This window comes from Deinococcus phoenicis (genome assembly GCF_000599865.1).
In the GTDB taxonomy this organism is placed as follows: Bacteria; Deinococcota; Deinococci; order Deinococcales; family Deinococcaceae; genus Deinococcus; species Deinococcus phoenicis.
The window spans coordinates 1-19583 of record NZ_JHAC01000050.1 but is presented as its reverse complement, the minus strand read 5'-3'; the positions used below and the strand labels follow the sequence as shown (position 1 = coordinate 19583).

At 69.4% G+C, this 19583-nt stretch carries 20 protein-coding genes; 19 read left to right on the top strand and 1 reads right to left on the bottom strand.

Annotation, left to right across the window (positions count from 1 at the left end; genetic code table 11):
* Window positions 1-2: 2 nt before the first annotated feature.
* The 11 genes from DEIPH_RS14300 to DEIPH_RS14250 all read left to right on the top strand — a co-directional run bounded on the left by DEIPH_RS14300 (window position 3) and on the right by DEIPH_RS14250 (window position 5922).
* On the top strand, window positions 3-812 hold the full coding sequence (locus DEIPH_RS14300) for a hypothetical protein (RefSeq protein WP_034359340.1): 810 nt from the start codon (window positions 3-5) through the stop codon (window positions 810-812).
* A gap of 25 nt (window positions 813-837) precedes the next feature.
* Window positions 838-1221 (top strand): hypothetical protein, encoded by a 384-nt coding sequence (locus tag DEIPH_RS14295; RefSeq protein WP_034359338.1) that lies wholly within the window; start codon window positions 838-840, stop codon window positions 1219-1221.
* Between the two features lie 9 nt (window positions 1222-1230).
* A complete protein-coding gene (locus tag DEIPH_RS14290; RefSeq protein WP_034359335.1) occupies window positions 1231-2373 on the top strand; it encodes a hypothetical protein in 1143 nt (380 codons plus the stop codon).
* 3 nt (window positions 2374-2376) lie between these two features.
* Window positions 2377-2784 carry a hypothetical protein gene (locus DEIPH_RS14285; protein ID WP_034359333.1) on the top strand — a complete coding sequence of 136 codons (408 nt, stop codon included), beginning with the start codon at window positions 2377-2379 and terminating at the stop codon, window positions 2782-2784.
* 3 nt (window positions 2785-2787) lie between these two features.
* The gene (locus tag DEIPH_RS14280; protein WP_034359330.1) at window positions 2788-3153 is read left to right on the top strand and encodes a hypothetical protein; all 366 of its coding nucleotides are present in this window, start codon (window positions 2788-2790) and stop codon (window positions 3151-3153) included.
* Entirely contained in the window at window positions 3153-3503 is a 351-nt protein-coding gene (locus tag DEIPH_RS14275; protein ID WP_034359328.1) for a hypothetical protein, read from the top strand. Before DEIPH_RS14280 ends, DEIPH_RS14275 begins: the two co-directional genes overlap by 1 nt.
* Window positions 3503-3919 (top strand): hypothetical protein, encoded by a 417-nt coding sequence (locus DEIPH_RS14270; RefSeq protein WP_034359326.1) that lies wholly within the window; start codon window positions 3503-3505, stop codon window positions 3917-3919. The genes DEIPH_RS14275 and DEIPH_RS14270 overlap by 1 nt, the downstream gene beginning before the upstream one ends.
* An 8-nt stretch (window positions 3920-3927) precedes the next feature.
* Complete coding sequence (locus DEIPH_RS14265) at window positions 3928-4632, top strand: hypothetical protein (RefSeq protein ID WP_034359324.1); 705 nt, start codon at window positions 3928-3930, stop codon at window positions 4630-4632.
* A 68-nt stretch (window positions 4633-4700) separates the two neighbouring features.
* Window positions 4701-5129: a hypothetical protein gene (locus tag DEIPH_RS19920; protein ID WP_034359322.1), complete on the top strand. Its 429-nt coding sequence runs from the start codon at window positions 4701-4703 to the stop codon at window positions 5127-5129.
* Entirely contained in the window at window positions 5126-5458 is a 333-nt protein-coding gene (locus DEIPH_RS14255) for a hypothetical protein (RefSeq protein WP_051517407.1), read from the top strand. Before DEIPH_RS19920 ends, DEIPH_RS14255 begins: the two co-directional genes overlap by 4 nt.
* The gene (locus tag DEIPH_RS14250; protein WP_034359320.1) at window positions 5455-5922 is read left to right on the top strand and encodes a hypothetical protein; all 468 of its coding nucleotides are present in this window, start codon (window positions 5455-5457) and stop codon (window positions 5920-5922) included. Before DEIPH_RS14255 ends, DEIPH_RS14250 begins: the two co-directional genes overlap by 4 nt.
* Here the strand turns inward: DEIPH_RS14250 and DEIPH_RS19915 are convergent.
* Window positions 5919-6362, bottom strand: a complete 444-nt coding sequence (locus DEIPH_RS19915; protein ID WP_152544956.1) for a hypothetical protein — start codon at window positions 6360-6362, stop codon at window positions 5919-5921. The genes DEIPH_RS14250 and DEIPH_RS19915 overlap by 4 nt on opposite strands.
* Before the next feature lie 43 nt (window positions 6363-6405).
* On the opposite strand from DEIPH_RS19915, the gene DEIPH_RS14240 reads away from it, so the two are divergent.
* The 8 genes from DEIPH_RS14240 to DEIPH_RS14205 all read left to right on the top strand — a co-directional run.
* Complete coding sequence (locus tag DEIPH_RS14240) at window positions 6406-12612, top strand: hypothetical protein (RefSeq protein ID WP_034359315.1); 6207 nt, start codon at window positions 6406-6408, stop codon at window positions 12610-12612.
* Between the two features lie 27 nt (window positions 12613-12639).
* Window positions 12640-13278, top strand: a complete 639-nt coding sequence (locus tag DEIPH_RS14235) for a hypothetical protein (RefSeq protein WP_152544955.1) — start codon at window positions 12640-12642, stop codon at window positions 13276-13278.
* Window positions 13275-13613: a hypothetical protein gene (locus DEIPH_RS14230; protein WP_034359310.1), complete on the top strand. Its 339-nt coding sequence runs from the start codon at window positions 13275-13277 to the stop codon at window positions 13611-13613. The genes DEIPH_RS14235 and DEIPH_RS14230 overlap by 4 nt, the downstream gene beginning before the upstream one ends.
* Entirely contained in the window at window positions 13613-16072 is a 2460-nt protein-coding gene (locus tag DEIPH_RS14225) for a hypothetical protein (RefSeq protein ID WP_034359308.1), read from the top strand. The genes DEIPH_RS14230 and DEIPH_RS14225 overlap by 1 nt, the downstream gene beginning before the upstream one ends.
* A gap of 2 nt (window positions 16073-16074) precedes the next feature.
* Entirely contained in the window at window positions 16075-18243 is a 2169-nt protein-coding gene (locus tag DEIPH_RS14220) for a hypothetical protein (protein WP_034359306.1), read from the top strand.
* A 10-nt stretch (window positions 18244-18253) separates the two neighbouring features.
* Complete coding sequence (locus DEIPH_RS18885; protein WP_051517406.1) at window positions 18254-18868, top strand: PPC domain-containing protein; 615 nt, start codon at window positions 18254-18256, stop codon at window positions 18866-18868.
* A 73-nt stretch (window positions 18869-18941) separates the two neighbouring features.
* The gene (locus DEIPH_RS14210; protein ID WP_034359302.1) at window positions 18942-19385 is read left to right on the top strand and encodes a hypothetical protein; all 444 of its coding nucleotides are present in this window, start codon (window positions 18942-18944) and stop codon (window positions 19383-19385) included.
* 1 nt (window position 19386) lies between these two features.
* The coding region (locus tag DEIPH_RS14205; protein WP_034359300.1) for a hypothetical protein at window positions 19387-19583 on the top strand (197 nt) is incomplete at its 3' end.

Below are 19583 nucleotides of genomic sequence, written 5' to 3'. Positions count from 1 at the left end.
GTATGACCCGATTCCTCACCGTCCACCTCGCCACTGCCGCCGCCAAGACCTGGGACGAGTACCTGTCCGATTCGGACGGGGACGCTGCCGCCGCTGGGAAAAAGGCGCGTGCCGATCTGGTGGAGCGCGAGCGCCAGAACAGCGCCGCCCGCCGCTTCAAGCAGGCCTACGAAGGGCTGGTCAAGAAGCTCAATTTGAGCACCGACCCGGAAGACGCCGAGGCCGCCGCCAGCGAGGCGAATACCGCCGTGAACACGTTGCAGACGCAAGCCGGAAGTTCCGGCGACGCGGCCAAGCAGCTTGAAGCGGCTCAGGCCGCCCTGCGTGACCTCGGCATCGACCCGGCCAAACTCAAGGAAGGCGTGGAAGCCGCCAAGCTGAAGTTCAGCGAGGCTGACAAAGCGGGCAAGCTGGAGCGCGAAGTGGCCTACGGCAAGGCCGCTGGTGCCCTTGGTTTCGACAGCGACAGGCTCCAGCGCGTGCTGCGCGACGAGCGCGGTCTGCCGGAACTCCGCAAGGTGAAGGTTAAGGTCAAGGCCGAAGGCGGCACGGAAAGCGAGCAGGAACAGGAGGTCTGGGGCATCGCCGCCCGCGACGACAAGGGGACGGAGACGGGCTTCACCGCCCTTGCCGATCATGCCGACGTGAAGGGCTTCGAGGCCGCGCTGAAAAAGGCGGACGGCCCGGCCCCCGTGACCCCCTCTGTGCCCACCACGCCCGTGTTCGTCTCCCAGCCCGCCACCACGAGCAACGTCCAGCCCACCCTCAAGGTGGACGCGGGCGCGATTGCCGTCGGCGCCGGGACCGTCTGATTCCCCTCACAGGAGGATTTCCCGTATGCCCAAAGTCACCATCAGCCCCAAGGCGGACATCGACGCCAAGGGGCACACTGCCGTCCAGATCACCGGCCTCAAGGCCCTGGTGGACCTTGATCCCTGCACGCCCGTCAAGATCGTTGCGGACGCCAACGGCAACTTCCGCGCCACCGTCGCCAAAGCGGGGGACGTGTGTGACGGCATCAGCAGCCCGAAGAAGACGCTGGCGGGCCAGCCCGTGACTGTCTTCGGCGTCGGCATGCGCTTCCACGCCTCGGACGCGGGTGCCCTGACGCCTGGCCTCTACGGCTTGACGGTCAATGCCCGCGAGGTGGACAGCGCGGCCCACGTGAAGGTGTTCCGCGCGGTCAGCAAGACCGACCTGCAAGTCATTGCGGTGGCCTGAGGAGACCCCATGAAGAAGATTCTTTCCCTGGCTCTTTACCTGCCCCGCGTCGGGCAGACCGGCACCTACAACCTCGCCGACCTGCGCGCCAATGACCAGACGCTGGGCGATTTCGGCATCCCCAACGCGCTGGCGGTCCTCACCGCGCAGATCGTGGCCTACAACGCGCAAATGAACGAATCGCTGGCCCGCCTGGTGGAAGTCACCACCGAGCGCGTGGAGGCCGCGCCCGTCCCCGCCGGACTCCGCATGGTGCGGACGGACGAGTACGGCAACGCGGCCACCCAGAAGGGCGGGACCACCGAGGGGCGGGGCTTCCCACTGGAAACCATGCAGGTTGCCACTGGCTGGACCGAGCACTTCGGGCTGGTGGGCAGCGTGCGCGACTTCATGCAGATGAATGACCAGGCGCAGCTTGCCCACACCACCGCCATCCGCGAGGACCTCGCCCGCGCGCTCTACAACCCCCAGGAGCGGCCCGTCACCGAGACGCTGACGGTGGGGCCGTTCGTGCGCCCCGAGGTGTTCGCCAACGTCAAGGTGAAGCCCCTCTACAACGGGGACGATGAGGTGCCCCCGCTGGGGCCGAACGGCAAGCGGTTCGAGGCGGGCCACAACCACTACCTCGCCAGCGATGGGCTGGGCGAGACGGCGGTGGACGAACTCACCACGACGGTGGGCGAGCACAGCACCGGCAACAGTCTGGTGATCTACATCAACGAGGCGGATGCCGCCGCTTTCCGCGCTCTGTCGGGCTTCGCCAGCAACACGGTGGCGCAGGTGATCGGGCCGAACAACCAGGTGCAGACCAATGTGGCCCTGGACGTGTCGCGCACGGATGACCGCCACATCGGCTTCACCGCGTCGGGTATCCCGGTCTGGACCAAGCCCTGGGCGATCCCCGGCTACGCGCTGTGCCTGAACCTGAACGGTCCCCGCGCCCTGAAGATGCGCGTGCCCGCCCAGGCGGTGCTGCGCGGCCTGCGCCTCAAGGGGCAGGAGGGCAACACGGTCCTCAAGGCGCAGACCTGGGAAGCCTCGCACGGCTTCGGCGCGAGCAACCGGGGCGCGGCGGCCATCCTGAACTTCGGCCCCAAGCCCCAGGGTGCCCCGGCAGATGTGTACGCCGCGCCCGCGCTCGTGGAGGAGTAAGCCATGTCCGAGGACAACAAGCTCAGCACCCGCCCCGTGTTCTACGTGGGCGGGCAACTGGTGAACGGCAAGGGGCAGGAAGTGGACGAGGCCGGGGAGGTGAAGGCGGCGGCCCCGGCGGAGGACGTAGCGGAAGCGGACGAGCTGCTCAAGGCTAACCACGACCTGAAGGCGGACCTGGACCGCGTGACGGCGGAACGGGACCAGCTTCAGTCCCAGATGGACAAGACACAGGAAGGCTACGCCACCTTCTCCGTCGAGAGCGAGCAGCGGGTCAAGGCCCTCACCGCCGAACTGGAGGAGCTGCGCCAGCGCCCCTCTCTGCCTGCTGATGCCCGCGACCGCCTCATCGCCGTGAAAGGCATCGGGGAGAAGTACGCCGACGACGCTCTCAAGGCGCTGGGGGGGTAAGCCGTGGACCTCGCCGCCCTGCTGCGCCTCGACTTCCGCCCCGAGGACCTGGGGGACATGCCCGGCCAGTTCGACGCCCGCCTGGGCCACATCGTCACGGCGGCCCAGGCCCGCGCCGACGCCACTCCTGCCCAGCAGGAGGCGGGGGCACGCTACCTGCTGCTGGGGGCGCAACTGCGGCAGCTCACGCGGCAGGCCGAGCGGATGAAGGCCGCGTCAGGGGCTGAAATGGAACAGGGCCTCGCCACCCGTCTCGCGGAGGTTCGCAGGCAGCAGGCCGAGCAACTCGCCCTGAGCGGGCTGGCTTCCTCCAGCAGGACCCTGACCCGCCCTCGCGGTGTGGTGTTCCAGCCGGAGGTGGACCTCTGATGGATGACCTCAGCGCGGAGATGCGGGCCATCCAGGCGCAGTTCCAGGCGGGCTTCAGCGAGCAGGCGGGGTTCTTCTACCCCTACCCCCTCACCCCGACCCCCGGCATCCCCTTCCGGGGCAACGTCTGGGCAGCCGATGTGCGGGGGAGCGCCTACGCCCGCGCGGTCCAGCAGATGCCCACCCTCGCCGCCCAGGACGTGCGCTTCCTGACCGTCGCGCCTGGGGAGGATCCGCCGGGGGAGAGGGCGATCATTCCCTTCGACGGTGGCAGGCTCACCCTGCACTTCTGGGCGCAACTGGACCCCATGAGCGGGGAGGCAATCGCCGCTTGCTCCTGGGTGCTCTGATGCGCGCCATCATCACCGACCTCCACACCCGCCTCACTGCCGCCCTGCCCTGCCCCGTCCTCCTCCCCGAACAGCGCGAACTCCCTCTCGCCGGGCGCAAGCCTGGGCAGTCGGGGGGGCTGGGCGGGTATCTCGCGGCGCATCCGGGGGGGTACGTGCAGCTGGAGGACGCGCAGGGGATCAGCGACGACGGGGTGACCGCCGTGTGGTGGGTTCCTGTCGCGGCTCTGGCCCCCACCGCTGAACAGTCCGACGCGCTGGCAGGGCAGGTGCGTCGTCTCCTGTGCGGCTCCCCGCGCTGCCCTGGCCCCTATACGCCCACCCTCCCCGACACCGCCCGCCTCGTCAGCCCGGGTGTTTCCCTCTGCCGCCCCAGTTACCAAATCCTCAGTATCGACGGCGTTCTCGCCGTCTAGGAGCCAATATGCTCAACGCCAAGAACGCGGCCACCGCGCAGCTCTCTGCCAACCTCAACAAGGAAGGTCGGCAGGCCCTGTTCAGCCCCCTGGAGGACTTCGGCGCCATCCTCACCGCCGACGAGTGGGCCGACTTCGGCCTGTTCCCGCCCGCCGAGAAGCTCGCCATCAACACCAACGTCACCAGCACCGACATCAAGGCGCAGGACCCCTACGGCGGCCCGGACATCATCCTGAAAACCGACGTGACCGACGTGACGGCCAGCTACGACAACATCCCCGTGCTGACGCCGGACACCACGATCCGCGCCCTGCACGTCGGCAGTGTGCCGGTGGCGCTGGCCGGGGCGCTCGCGGGCGCTTCTATCAGCCCCTTCGCTCCCGGCATGAGCATCCAGGGCCGCCTGATCGTCATTCGTCGTCACCGCGCCACGGCGGGCGAGTCCGACCCGCTGTACAAGGTCTACTGGCACCCCCGCGTGGGCCTCCAGAACAACGGCGAGGGGGACAACCAGAACCAGGAGACGCTCCAGTTCAAGGCCGCCATCCAGGGCTTCCTCGATCAGGCCAAGCTCCCCGCCGAGCTGCAGGGCGTGAAAACCCAGGTGGGCAGCATGGGCAGCATCTTCACGATTCCTGCCTCGAAGCTGGACGCCCTGCTCGATGTGCTGAAGGACGCGGCCAAGCTGGACGCCGTCGCCCCCACCCCCTGACCTCCTTTTCGGGCCTTCCTCCGGGGAGGCCCCTTTAACACGAGACTTCTTTTTGCCCTGGAGGCTGCATGATTCCTGTTCGCCAGACGGTTCGACTCACGCGCGGCACCGTGGTCCTGCGGGCGTGGCCCGCGACCGTGGCCGACGCCCACCTCACCGACCTGCTGACCGTCACGGCCACCCTGGGGGCCATGCGCGAGGAGTGGCCGGAGTTCCAGCGCGAGGATGTGGAGCTGGAGGTCTGGGCGGCCTTCCGGCGACTGGTGCGCCACAGTCTGGAGGCGGGGAGCGTGCTCCCGCGCCCGCTGACCTGGGCAGATCGTCTGAGCCTGCTGGACGCGATGTTCGTGCTGAACGACATTGAGGAGGCCGAGGGAAAACTTCAGGCCCTGGGTCAGCGGGCGGCGAGACTGCTGACGAGGATTCGGGGCCGGATGACAGCACACTCGACGAACTCGTCCTCCGGGAGTTCGGGGCCGCCGCCTATGCCAGCGTGATCGTCTGGCCGTACCGGCTGATCCTGCGCGGTGTGGTGATCGAGCGGCAGCGGGAGGCGGCGGCGCAACTGGCCCACCTGCGCCTCCAGGCCGTGGCTGACGGGATGGACCAGGGCCGTGAGTATGTGGACCCGGAGCATCCGGACGGGCAGACCGACACCAGCCAGCCGCACTACAGCCTGCGCCCATACCAGCGAACGGTGGAGCGCCTGGAACGGCTGGCGGAACCCTGGCACTACTCGGAGACGGCGCAGGTGCGGCGGCGTGAGCGGGAGGAGGAGGCCGCCTTCGAGCGCTTCGAGCGGGCGATGGGCGGGCTGAGGGCATGATCGAATTCGACATGCGGGCGCTGACGGATGCCCTCGTCAAACTGGAAGGCGTGTGCGACGAGACGCCGCAGATCGCTGCGCAGGCGAGAGCAGAAGCGCTGGGGCACATGATCATCGGGAGCGAGGCGAACATTTACCAGACGCCGAAAGGGAAGTACGTCCGGACCGGCCACTACCGTCAAGGCCTGGACGCCCGCAGCCGCAGCACGAAGAACACGGCCACCGTCACTGTGCGGAACGACGTGGATTATGCGGCCGCCATTGAGGGCGGTCGGGACGGCCTGAGCTTCGCCATGTTGCAGGTCATGGCGATGATGCGCCAGAACCCGCATGAGCCATTCACGCTGGGCCGCAGCGGGGTGAACTGGACGATTGCCGGTCCCATCGTGATCGGCGCGCAGGTGTTTGCCGCCCGGCGCATGCAGGAGCTGTTTGCGGAGAAGGTGCGGGCGGCACTGCGCTAGCGGTCGCCAAGCAGATCGGCCGTAAAGTACACCCTCCCGCCCTGGGCGTTCCCCTCGAAGACCGAGAAACAGATGTAGTCGCGGCGCAGCAGCGCACCATAACTGTTTGCAGAGTCCACCGTGCCGCTGCTCGTATAAAACCCGCCCTTCAGGTTGTAGTCGGTCGTGAGGGGCTTGGAGAACCGGGCACTGGCCGGACTTTTCAGAATTTCCAGAACGGCGCTCCGACACTGCTTCTGAAAAAACGCCTGAGTCGGGAGTCCCTTCACAGGGGCGCTGTAGACCCATTCCTTTGAAATGCGGACCCAACCCATTCGCGGGAAGGCCTCGTCGGTCGTTGGAATGTCCTTTGACCCGAGCCGAGCTGGCGTGAGGGTGCGCCTCTCTGCGCTCGCCAGAGACAGCAGTGCGGCGACCAACAAAAGAACAGCTTTTTTCATACACCCCTACCGTACCCCCTCGCCCTGACAGGAGCCGCACAACATGACCGGACCCAGCCTGCCCGCCGTAAAGGGCGACGCCGTCCTGAACAATGCCGCCTTCCGCAAAGGCGTGCAGGAAATCCTCTCCGACCTCCGGGCTATTCAGGAGTTGAGCAAAAAGGTCGGTACCCTCAAGATCACGGCTGACCTCAGTGCGGGGAAGGACGTTCAAAAGGCCGTACGGGCCATAAGAGACGCCGTCGAAGAGGCTGTGCCCAGTTCCATGCAGCGCCGCATCAGCGACATGTTCGGCGGCTTCCAGCTCGGGGCCAATGCCGCGCAGCAGTCCGCCTCCGCTTTCGAGGCCCAGGGGGCGGCCCTTCGAGCGCGGCTGAACGAGGTCGGCAACGCGATTCGCCTGACCCGCGCCGAGTTCCAGGCAGGTATCGGGGAGGCGACGCCGGAGGAGGTCTCGCAACTCACCACCAACATGCGCCGTCTGAAGGGGGAGATGGAGGCACTGGGGGCTGAGGCCAAGCAGACCTTCGGGGAGTGGTCGAACGAGGCGCTGAAGGCCGCGATGGCGACCCGGACGGCTGAGCAGACGGCGGCAGCGGCGAATGGTCAATTCAGCCGACTCGGTTTGGCCTCGCAGGTCAAGCTGGGGGCCGGGGAAGCCCTGCGGCAGTTTGGCCCCCAGGCGGGCGCGACCGCCAATAGCTTCATCGGGCTGGCTCGTGGCTTTGACCAGGCCCGCGTCAGCAGCAAGCTGTTCGAGACGCAGCTCAAGAACAACAACGTGGCGTTGGACGCGGGGCAGAAGGCTGCCCACGAAGTGGCCGACACCCTGAAGCTCACGAGCGCGGAATCCGAGGGCTTTGTGGGCCGCCTGGCGCGCCAGGGCATGACCGCTGACCAGGCCGCCGCCTCCCTGGTGCGGGCGGGCGCCTCTGCCAAGCTAGCGGGCCGCTCCACCGCCGAGGGGGCAGAGAACTTCGTGAGTGCTGTGGAGGCCGGGGACAGCGCCATGCTGGCCTCCATCGGCATCTCCGAGAACCTCAGCACGTACTACGACAAACTCGCCAAGAGCCTGGGGAAGAAGTCTGACGATCTGACCAAGGCCGAGAAGGCCCAGGCCGCCTACAACCTGGTGCTGGCCGCCGCGAGCGATGAACTGGACCTGTACAAGCAGGGCCAGGACGGCCTGACCGGGAGCAGTGCCGACATGGAGCTGTCCATCAAGCAGGCGCAGCTCGCGTTGGGTGAGGCGTTCCTGCCCGCCGTGAATCTGGGTACCCGCCTATTGGTCGGTTTCGCGGACGCCTTCAATGCCCTACCGGACCCGATTCAGGGGGTCACGGGGCTGCTGCTGGCCTCCGGGGTAGCCGTCGGCATCCTGTACGCCCCGGTCAGTGCCCTGATTGGCGGCGTAAAGACGCTGACCACCGCGCGCGCTGCCGCCACAGTGGCAGAGACGGCAGGGGTTGCGGTCGAGGGGGCGATGACGGCCTCGACCATCCGCCTGAACGTCGTCACGGCTCTCAAGCGGGTGCTGCTGATGGACGTGGGTGCCCTGTACGCCAAGGCGAACACCCAGGCGATGTTGTACCAGGGGAGTCTGGCCAGTGGGGCCGTTGTGACCAACGTCTTTGCGGGAGCCACCATGCGAGCGGGGACAGCCCTGAAAACCTTTGTGGGGGCCATCAGCATCTATACGGTCGCCGCCACCGCCGCGCTCGCGCTGGGGCTGTACTGGGCGGATTCGGTCAAGAAAACCACGGCGATCTACGAAGAGGCGGACGAGGCCAGCCAGAAGTCCTTCGAGAAGACAATGCAGCGTGTCCAGGCGCTGGTCAAAGAAGGGTCGGAACTCAGCCGGGCCAAGGCCAAGGTGCTCCTCCTCCAGCAGCAACTCTCCGACGCACAGCAGGGCGAACTGAAGGGCGTGAACATCTTCGGGGAGCGCATCTACGGCAAGCCCGACGAGGCGCGCATCAAGAAGCTCCAGGCAGACCTGGTGGCCGCCCGGCAGAACATGACCGTCCTCTACACCGAAGCCGAGAAACGGGGGCGCACGAACGTCATCCTGACGGAGGACCAGACCAAGGCGGTCAAGGCCCTCCGCGAGGAACTGGAGGGGCGGTCCTTCGACCTGAAGCTCTCGGGAATGACGGACCTGCAAGCCGACCTGGCGCGGCTGGGGAAGGATTTTGACAAGCTGCGCCAGGAGTTCAAAAAGCCTTTCGTCGTCAACGGCAAACTGATGGACCCTGCCCAGACCCCGGCCCTGCGGGAAGGGCTGGCGGGGCTGGACGCCCAGAGGCTCGCGGAAGAGGCATCGCTTCGGAAAAAGTACGCCGACGAGGCGGTCAAGACCACGCGCGACGCCGCCCTGGCCGCCCAGCGCGCGGAGCTGGAAGCGATGCAGGAGGGCGCGGCCAAGCGCCGTGCCCAGCGTCAGGCCGAGATCGACGACATCAACCGCGAGACGGCAGAAAAGGTTGAAGCCCTCGCAGATTTCCCCGCTCGGCAGAAGGAGGTCGAGGCGGCGGCACGGCGCGAGATCGCCGCCAAACGCAAGGGCTGGGTGCGGGAGGACCAGCAACTCGCCCGCGAAAGTGCTCGTCGTGTGGCCGAAGCCGAGAAATCAGCCCGCGACGCCGTAATCGGAGCCATGCGGGGCGGGTACGCCAAGGAAGAGGCCGTCCGGCACGCCGCTCTGGAAGACCTGAAGACGGATATCGCCGAGCGGGTTCGGGCGCTGGAAGGTGACCCCACCGCCCAGGCGGGGGTCCGGGACGCGGGGGCGCGGCAGCTGGCTGCCCTCCAGCAGCAGCAGGACCGAGAACGGGAGAAATCGGCAGAGGACGCCGCGAAGCGCATCCTCGACGCCGAGCGCAGCACGCGCGATGCCCGAATCGCCGCTATGGAGGACGGCTACGCGAAGGAAGAGGCGACCCGGCGGGCAGCGCTCGACGACCTCCGCCAGAGCCTTCGCGATCAGGTCAAGGAACTGGAGGGCTACCCCGATCAGCAGGCCCGCATCATCCAGGAGGGCAACCGCCAGATTCTCGCCCTGGAGCAGCAGCAGGCGCGGGAACGCCGGAAGGCCCGAGAAGATGTGCTCAAGAGCGTTCTGGACGCGGAAAAAGCAGCGCGAGACGCCACGATCGCCGCCATTAAAGATGAGGAGGCGCGCAAGCGGGCCGAACGTAACGCCGAACTCGTGGATCTGCAACAGCAGACCCGTGAGCGTCTCAAAACCTTGAAAGACTTCCCAGCCGAACAGGCACGGGTCCAGCAGGCCGCCCGCGAGCAGCAGCGCGCCAAACAGCAGCAGTGGGCAAACGAGGACGAACAGGACGCGAAAGAGCGCGCCCAGCGCATCGCCAAAGCTTGGCAGGACGCGCAGTCGGCGCAGTTCGCCGCGCAGCAGGCGGCCCGTGACCAGCAGGCCGCGCAGTACGAACTGAGCGTGTCGCGCCAGCTGGCCCAGGCCCAGGACCGGGTACGGGCGGGGGTGGCCGGGGCAACGGTCGAGGCCGCCCGCATCGAGGCGGAGGCGGCGCAGCACCGTTACCAACTCGCCAAAGTTGCCGCAGACAAGCAGTACACGGAGGACCGCAAGCGCCTGGCGGATGCTCGTGACCTCGCGCTGGACAACGACAAGCTCAGCGCCACCGAGCGCCAGGCCATCTGGACCCAGTTTTACGCCGACCTCTCCGGCCTGGACAGCAAGCACCAGGCGGACGCCACCCAGCGCCTCCAGCAGCGGGAGGAGCAGGAGCGGGCCGCCGCCGAGGCCATCCGGCAGGCCCGCATTCAGGAGGCGAATCGCCCCGTCGAGCAGAGCCAGAACCGCCAGCAGCAACTGGAGTGGTCGCGTGACCTCAGCCGTTCGGATGTCGAGATTCTGGGGATCAACCAGCAGATCAGCGCCGAGCGGGCCGGGCAGATTGCGGCTCTTCAGGGGCAACTCGACGGCCTGAACGGCGTGCGCCTCACTGCTGAGGAGCGCCTGCGGGTGGAGCAGCAGCTTGCGGGCCTTCAGCACGATCAGGCGGCGGCCCTGCGCGAGCAGGTCGATCTGGCGCGGGAGGTCCGGCAATCCGCTCTGGACCGCCTGGATGCCGAGGCGCAGTTGGCCGAACGGCTGGCCCGGACCGAGGCTGACCGGGTACGGGCGCAGCGCCAGCAGCTCGCGACGGCCCAGTTGCGCGTGCGCGACCTTGACGACCAGATCGCGGGGGAAGGGAGGGAGAAGGAACGAAATGCCCTGATCAGTCAGCGGTATGGCCTGCTGGGGCAGATCGCGGACCTTCAGGACAAGATCAACAGCGCCCCCCTCGACGCCGAACAGCGCCGCCTCGACCTCTACCGGGCGCAGGCACAGGCCGAACTGGCCCTGCGTGGCCTGGGCGAGAACCGGGTGGCCACAGCCAACCTCACCGCCGAGATCGCGGCCCGTGAACTCCTGCTGGCAAACCAGCGCGTCGCGGCTGCCCGAACGGAGCTGGAGTTGCAGGCGGCACTGGTCGGGCAGGCGCAGGCCCGGGGAACGTTTGCCCAGGCACTGACCGCCCAGATGCAGGCCGGACGGGAACGGGCGCGGCAGGCAGAGGACCTCGACACAGCTCGCTCGGGGTCTGCCCGGGAGGCTGCACGCGCAGCCGAGGATTTCGTCCTCGCCCAGCGCCAGGCCGCCCGGGAGGCGACCAAGCGACAACTGGAACTGGAAAACGGTCTGCTGGACGCGGCGGAGGCCCGCGCGAAAGCCCTGCTCCAGATCAGGGGACTGGCCGAAGACGCGGTGCTGTCTGCCCAACAGGAATTGCAGACGGCCCGCGAGAAACTGGCCCTCAGTGAGCAGCAGCTCGTCTTCGTTGAAGGCCCGGAAGAGCGGGCAGGTATTCTCCGGGAGCGCATCCAACTGCTGGCCCAGGTGGCGGAGCAGGAACGCAAGGTGGCCGAAGTCCGTGCGGCCGAGGAAGAGGTCACGCGGCAACTGGGCAGCGCGGAGGCGCGTCTCATGGCCGAGGTGCAGGGCGGCGTCCCTGGCCTGGAACAGCTCGAAGAGGTCACCCGCCGCGTTGGCGCAGCACGCGCCCGCCTGGCCCAGGCTGAGGGGGCCTATGCCGCCGCCCGTGAGATGTGGGCCAAGGCCCCGACCACCCAGAACTCGGAGGCGCTCGACGCCGCAGCGAACAGGCTCACGGCGGCCATCCGCGAGCAACGGAAGGAGCTGCGGGCGCTCGCGGGCGAGTACCGCACGACGATCAGCCAGATGGACGGTGTGCGGGAGGCGAACGAACGGCTCCAACAGGTCGTCTATAGCGAGGGCGGGCGCACCTTCGACAGCCGCCGGGAGCGGGAGCGTCTGGAGGCCATCGCCGCGCGCCGTGACGCGGCCATACGGCGGCTTCAGGCGACTATCGACAGTGGGGACAGGGCGGCCATCCAGCAGGCGACCCAGGACCTTGCGGCGCAGGAGGAGCGGTACCGCAAACAGGCTGACCTGCTGGAGAAAAACGGGGTGAAGTTCAGCCGCACGGGCCAGCAGGAGGTGAAAGCCCTCACCGACAAGCTGGACGACCTGGGCGTCGGGTACGACCGTGAGGCCGCGCTGCTGGAAGGCCGTGCTCAGGCGGTGGACAAGGAAGCCCAGGCGGCCATCACCTTCTCGGACGGAGTTGACCGCTTCGCGGAAAATACGGCGCAGCTCGTGGGCGCGCTGGAGAGGGCCTACGGCGACCTGCAAACCGCGTTGCGGGGCGTTAAAGCCGAGAGGGATACCGAGGCGGCAAGGCAGGATCGCCGCCGTGCGGAGGATTACGCCACTTCGGCGCAGGACCGCGCTCGCCAGAACCTGCGCCGCGAGGAGGATGCATCCGATACCGCTCGGGGAACGGGCAGTGTGGCCGGCAATATGCAGGACCTGGACCGGATCGCCGGGAAACTCGTGCAGGGAACCCAACCACTGCCCCAGGCTCTCTCGGCGTTTGCAGATGCCCAGGTCGCCTCGCGGGCCATCGTCGCCGGGACTGAGCGGCTGGAGCGCCTGCTCCAGGGCGCGAAAATCCCGACAGCGACCGCAACTCCGATCGCCACTACTCAGCCCGCGCCCCAGAGCGTGACCTACAATTTCGAGGCCACTATCAACGCGCCAAGCGACAAAGCCCCCGACATGGAGCGCGCGGCGCGCCGCGTCTTTGGGGAGCTGATCCATGACGCCAAACTCCACAAGACCTGGGGGGTCAAAAAGTGCTAGGAATCATCAAGAAGTCCGGGGGTCAGGATGCTTCGTCCTGACCCCCGCCTGCTGTTCCCCCTCGTCTGCCGAATTACAGCCCCCGGCGGGCTGGTGGACCTGGCCACGCGACTGCCCCGGCGTGGTGGCGTGACCCTCCAGCACGTCCCTCCGGAGGAGGTGCAGGAGTTCGCCGATGAGAACGGGACCACCTTCACGCGCGTGACCGAGGCCGGAACCGAGTGCCCACCGCCCGACCTCCAGAACAGTGAGACCAGCACCACCGAGACGGTGGTGAAGGCCGACGGCAGCAGCGAGACGACCGTCACCAACGTCAAGAAGACCGTCAACCCGGACGGCTCGGTGACCACCGAGACGACCGTGACCAAAAACGGCGTCAGCAGCACCAGCACGCGCCAGGACGCCCAGCCGGGCCGTCAGGGCGGGGTCACCCTGAAGATTCAGACCGAGAACGGCGCAGAATTCAGCCTGATCCGGCCCCTGACCAGGCTGAAGGTGGGCGACGTCGTGCAGGTGGCCGAGAACTACACCGACCGTACAGAACTCCGTATCTGGGCGAACGCCGTGGTGCAGTCGCCCCCCGTGTGGCCCTTCCTGGCCCACGCCAATGGGCGGGAGTTCTACAACATCACCCTGGACGTGCTCATCGTGGGAGGGAGTCCGTGAAACGCATCACCCTGAGGACCGACGACGATACGGCCGACCTGCCCCCCTACGCCGGGGAGCTGGCAGAGAACGGCACGCTGCTCCAGACCGGCCTGCTCAAAAACACCGGGGACGTGCCCCTGACCAGCATCCGCCTGCGGGTCAGCAACACCGCTACCCTGCCCGCCTCGCTGACCGTGACCGTGGGCGGGGTGCTGCTGGAGGAAGCCGAGCGGGAGGTGCTCACGGGGCCGCTGGCCCCCGGCGAGAGCCTGCCGCTGCTGCTGGAATGGACAGCGGGCGCGGAGCTGATCAGCGGTGAGGACAGCGGGGCCATCGTCGGCACGGTGAGCTGATGCCGATCATCCTGCTGGGCCGCAGGAGGCAGGCCGGGGCAGCTCCGTTCGAGTTCAGCAGCCGAATCCGGTTGACTCCCCGCCGCACCGCCTTCGTCTTCCGCTCCTATGTGCGCCCTCCCGAAAATGTCCCCTTCGCCTTCGGGTCGCTGATCCGTCTCCGGACGGCGCGTATGGCGGTGCGCTTCACGAGCTACGCGGGGCTGCGCCCGGGCAGCAGCGGCGGCTCGCCCGGCCTGCCCCCCGGCACCCCGGTGAACGTTATCCCCGGCGCAATCCCGAAGCGCTGGGAGCTATCGTGCCCCCTGGGCCGTGCGGTGCGCTCCAGCTACCAGCACGACGGCGAGACGGAGACGGTGACCCTCACGCTGAAGACGGACGCGCGGCCAGGAGAGACCCTGAAGGTCTTTGCCTCGCTAGGGGACGCCCCGGCCATCGCCCGGCACCTTACGGTCGATCGGCGCCAGTACGAGATCACCCGCAGCCGCACCGAGGGCACCACGACCGTCATCCGCGCCTACAACGCGGCGGCAGAGCGGGCCAGGACGTTCGCGCTGCCTGAGCTGGTGGAGTGGGTCCGCTCGCCCCGCCTGGATTACCCCGGCGATTACGTGACGCAGCCTGGCCTGCTGCCCGCCAGCCCCCCGCCCCTGCCGCCGCTGCGGCGCGTCGGGGTCTCCGATCTGGTGCGGCGGGGCTGCGCGGCGGCGGGTGTTCCCTTCTCCCTGATTGGCCCCGACCCTTTTGCAGGCGAGACCTGGCAGGAGAAGCGGCGCGAGTACAGCACGGGCGGCCGCACCCCGGCGGACCTGTTCGGGGACACCTATGGGGCGTTGGGTTACCGGCTGATCGTGCGGGGAGACGCGCTGTACGGTGTGCCCCCGGGCGAGAGCCTGACCGGCGAGGGCGACGCCTTCACGCGCTGCGAGATCGAGAGCCTGACCGAGCGGGGTGAGGGGGCGCAGGTGCCGGGCCGCATCCGGCTCAGTGCCGCTGAACGCACGGTGCTGGGGCCGGTCGTGCCCCGCGATCCCGACTCGGACCCGGAGGAAGCGGAGGAGGGTGAGCAGACCGAGGAGGACAAACGGCGGTCCTGGAAGGAAACCACCCCCACCGAGAACGGGTTCACGGTTTCCACCGGTTACGTCTGGAATGGTCTGCTGCGTCAGGAGCAGCAGGTGGAGATCGGGCGGGTGGAGGTCACGGAGGGCGTGCCGCCGGACCAGATCGACCGCTACGGCCTCTCCGGAGGCTACCGGGCGGTGCCGATCTATGCCCACAACGAGGACGGCAGCCAGGGGGCGCTGACCAGCTACAGCGTCACGCGCACGTTCGACCGCGTGCTGATCAGCGACACCAAAACCACCTACAGCTACCACCCGGACTGCCCGGAGGCCTTGGTGCGCCAGCAGACCACCAAGCGGGGCTTCGGGTACACCCTGAGCACCCAGGCCCGCATGGTGGGCGTTTCCGGCACCCTGTTCAGCGCCAGCCTGCCCGGCGGCGACCTCGTCGAGAACCAGACTGAGATCATCACCCAGGCCTGGTACGAGGAAGGCGACCTCGCGGGATACCTCAAGAGCCGCCGCACCGCCGGGAAGCGGCTGGTCAGCGTGGAGCAGGCGCGGGCGGAGGATGAGCCGGATCAACGCGGCCCACTCCAGTCGCGGGAGTACGTGACCCAGACGCTCGGGGAGGTCTACCGCAAGATCGGCCCCGTCTGGCACCGCCACTACGGCACGACCGGCGGGGCGACGGTGCCCCTCTACGATCTCGACTCGCAGGAGGCCGTGCGCCTGACGGTCCGCACCGGGGCGTTGCAGACGGGCAGCGAGGTGATGCGCAACGAGCCGCCCCGGGTGGAGTGGCCGAAGCGGGGGCAGACGCCCGAGGAAGGCGAAGGGGCAGACACCGATCCGGACGGCCGCCTGCGCAACGAGATCAGCCTGCCGCAGCACGCGGCGTGGCGGGTCGAGGGTGGGGGAACCGGGACAGCCGAGCAGACCTTCGGCATGCTGGAAACCCCGACCAAGCTGCCCTGGTTCGCCGCCCTGATCGCCCACGCGAATGGTCCCCGCGTCGTGCAGGAGGCGCAGCTCAGCGTGCCGCGCGGGTTGCTGCCGGGGGCGCTGATCAGCAGCCCGGTGAGCGGGGTGGTGGAGAGCCTGAGCATCAGCACCGACGGGCCGAAGGGGACGGCCAGCCTCACGGCGGCGCAGGTCACCGCCCCGCCGCTGACCGACCTCCCCTGGGCCGCCGAGAACGACCGCGAGCGCGGCTTCGTGGTGAGCGTCTCGGGAGCACAGGTGATGGTGAATGTGCCCTATCTGGCGGGAAGCAACGTCGCTTACCACCCACGGCTGGCGACGCTTCTGCGCGGCTTCTCGGAGCCGGAGGTGGGCGGGGTGGTCGAGATCGCCACGAACAACGCGGGCCGCAGCGTGATCGCGGGGGGGTGAGGATGGACCAGGAAACGATGCGCGCCCTGCTGGACCTGGTGGGTGAGGGCTGCTGTTGCTGCTGTGACAAGGAGGGGGAGCCGGCGACCCGGTCGCGGACGGGGGTGCCCTCACTGGCGGGTCACCTGCCGCTCTCGCCGCCAGGACGCACCGCGCAGACGGGGCGGCTGGAAATGCCGCCTCTGAAGCTGCGCCCGGTGCTGGATGAGTCGTTCGTCCCCCCCGTCCCCTCCTGGGACTCGCCCCAGCGCCCCGGCGCGTGGGGCGCCGGCTTCATCCCCGGCGTGCTGGACGGCCCGTCCCCCCGCGTCTTCACCCACGAGCGCGTGGGCGAGGCGGACCCCCTGCCCGATTCCGGCCCCTTCTTCCCGCCGACGTTCCAGCGTCCGGACGGTACCAGCGTGGCCCTCCCCGGCGGGCCGCTGCGGGTCCGGGTGGGGGAAGGCGCGCTGGCCGTGGACCTCACGCCGCGCACGCTGTACCCGGCGGGCTGGGCCTATGCCTACGACCCATACGGCCCCTACCAGTTGGGCGTGTACCACCCGCGCGGCGACATCCAGCCCACCCCGGACGCCCTCTCCCCGTTCGGGGCGTTGCCGGGCCTCCTGGTGCCGCCGCCGGGGGCGACCCTCCCGCTCACCTTCCCCGCGATCCGCTTCCGGACCGGGGCGCGGGGGAGCGAGACCGCCGCGCCACTGCTCGAATGGGAGCGGCTCCCCGACGCGGCCCTGTTCCTCAGCACCGGTGAGGAATGGCCCGCCTTCGACGCGATCGGTACCCGCTGGCGGGAGCGGGTGGTGGTGGGGACATGGCCGGAAGTCCCGGCGCAGGGGCCGGAGATCGTCACCGAGCGGCGCGGCCCGATCACGCGGGGGGTGCTCCAGGCCCGCGCGAACGACCCCGGCTCGGGGGACGTGACCAGCCTCCAGGTGTACCGCGAGGAGCGGCCCAGCGCCGAGGGCGGCACGCGCTACTGGACGGTGGGCGTGACGGGCACGGAGTGGGTGGAGGGCGCCGAGTGGCAGGTCGGGGTCGTCCTGCAACTGCGCACCTCCGGCGACCCCTACCCCTGGCACGACTACAGTTGTTCCTGGGTCAATTCCATGCCCCGCGAAACGGTCCCGCCGCCCGAGTTGCCCTGGTCGGAGCGCACCTGGGCCACCCCGGACGGGCAGGTGACGTGGACGCCCGGCACGGCAACGCAGGCGGGCACCCTCAGCGCCTACGGGCACACGCTCGCGGGCGGCACCTGGGCGGGCCTGAGTCCGCCGGTCACGCCGGGGGGGGCGCTTCCCGATCCCGGGCAGGCCGTGGTCCTGCACGAACGGGGTGGCACCGTCACCGCGCTGTGGCCCGGCGGGCGGCGGGAGAGCGGCACGCGGGCGGCGTTCGAGGCGGGGGGGCTGCGCTGCGCTGCGGGGGCCTTCAGGCAGTTCAGCCCGGTTGGCCTGGGGAGCAACGTCTGGCCGCCCCAGTGGGCCTGGGCGGTCACCGGGGAGGACGAGGCCCGCGCCCTGACCGCCTGGGACGCCTGGCGGGACAGCACGCCACGCGAGTGGCCGGGCCGCCCGAAACGCCGCCCACCCCCGGGGCACGCGCTCAGCCCCCCCGCCGCCCTGCGCCCGCCGCTCGGGGTCACGCTCGCCACGACCGGCCGCGTGCCGCGCGGCGAGGAACCGCTGAAGGCCAGGGACGGCCGGCGGCAACCCCCCTGGCAGGTCCCGGCCACCGTGGAGGTGCAGGGGGAGGGCTGGACGCCGAGTGCCGCCGCCCTGGCCGCGCTCGCCAAACCGATGCTCTACCCGCCGGGGGGACAGGAGGAGCGGCTGGACGACACCACCAGCGCGCGGGGCACCCTGCGCGTGACCTGGGCCGGGGAACGCCTGCCGGACGGCGGGACTCGGCGCGAACTGCGGGCGGCGCTGCTGTTCCGCGCGAAGGTCCCGGCGGGCCAGCTCCCCACCCTGACTGTGAACGGCCTCGCCGCGACGGTGCGCCCGCTGGGCCGCAACGCCGGGACGCGGGGCTGGCACCCGTACCTCGCCACCTGGGGCGCCCTCTACGCGCCGGTGGCGGCCTCGCCCCTGACCCTGACCTGCTCCGCGCCGATGACCCGCCTGCTGCTGGCCCGCATCGGGCTGGGCGAGACGGGCGGCGGCGTTGAGGGCTGAACGGAGAGACATGCTGATTCCCAATCCCCTCCTGCTGGACGTGACGCCAGCAGGCGGCCTCACCCTGCCCGTGACCGAGGGCCGCGGTGGCCTCGTCGGCTACCTCCTGCTGGGCCAGCACGGCCCGCCCGCCACCGTGGAGGTGAGCACGGACGGCGGCGCGAGCTGGCAGGCCGTGACCTACCCCCACACCCTGGCCGCAGGCGAGACGCTCCGGTGGACCCGCACCGACGACAGCCCCGCCCTCACCACCCTGCGCGCCCTGGCCCCGGTGGAGGAAGCGCCGCCGGAACCGGAGGTGCTGACGCTCGACAACGGCGTGCCGGTGACGGTGCCGGACCTCACCCCGGGCCTGGACCGCCTGTACACCCTGACGCTCCCCGAGGGCATCGGTGAACTCACCGTGACCACGAGCGGGGGGACGGGGGAGGTGGACCTGTACGTGAGGCACGGCGAGCCGCCGGTGATCCCCGAGGACGGCGACCCGGTGGCCGACGGTTGGGGCTGGGAGGAGGGCAACGCCGAGACGGTGACCCTCCCCACCCCGGCGGCGGGCACCTGGCACGTGCTGCTGACGGCGTTCGAGCCGACCAGCGGCGTGACCCTCACCGCCACCTGGTCCTGATCTTCCTTCCCTCGCCCCCGCCCGCGCTTCAGCCCGCGTGTGGGGGCGCTCGCTTTGGCTGATTGAGGTGCTTATGAACTGGAGAGTCAACCTACTGAACTTCTGGCGCTACAACCGCGCGATTCTCGGCGTCGCGGACCCCGAGGATGCCGAGTTTGCCGTGCCCGTCTCCGACACCGCCCCCCTGCCTGTCCGGGTGGTGGGCGGCAACCCCGGAGGCGGCGGCACTGGCACCCCCACCCAGACCATCTCCCTCTCCCGCATCGCCCTGGCCCTGACCGCCCAGGCCCAGGCCCTCCCCAACATCCCTGCCGGGGCCACCGGCGCGCGCGTCAGCGTGGAAGGGGGTGTGGCTCGCGTCGCCACCGCCGCACCCGACCCGACGCCTGCAGACGGCGAGCGCTGGCCGGACGGGAGCGTGTGGGAGGTCAGCGGCAGGACTGACCTGCTGGCGTTCCGGGCGGTCACGGCCAGCGGTAACCCGAAACTCCAGATCACCTACACCCAGGAGCAGTGACATGACCATTAAACAGATCAGCATCGAACTCCAGAACGCCGTCAGCACCGACGGCATCACCATCACCGGGGACGGCACCGAGAGCAACCCCCTGACCGCACACCTGGCCGGGGACGGCGCTGGCCTGCCGGAGGGTGGCACGCCGGGGCAGGTGCTGACGCGGACACCGGGCGGCTATGGCTGGGCCACGCCTCCCCT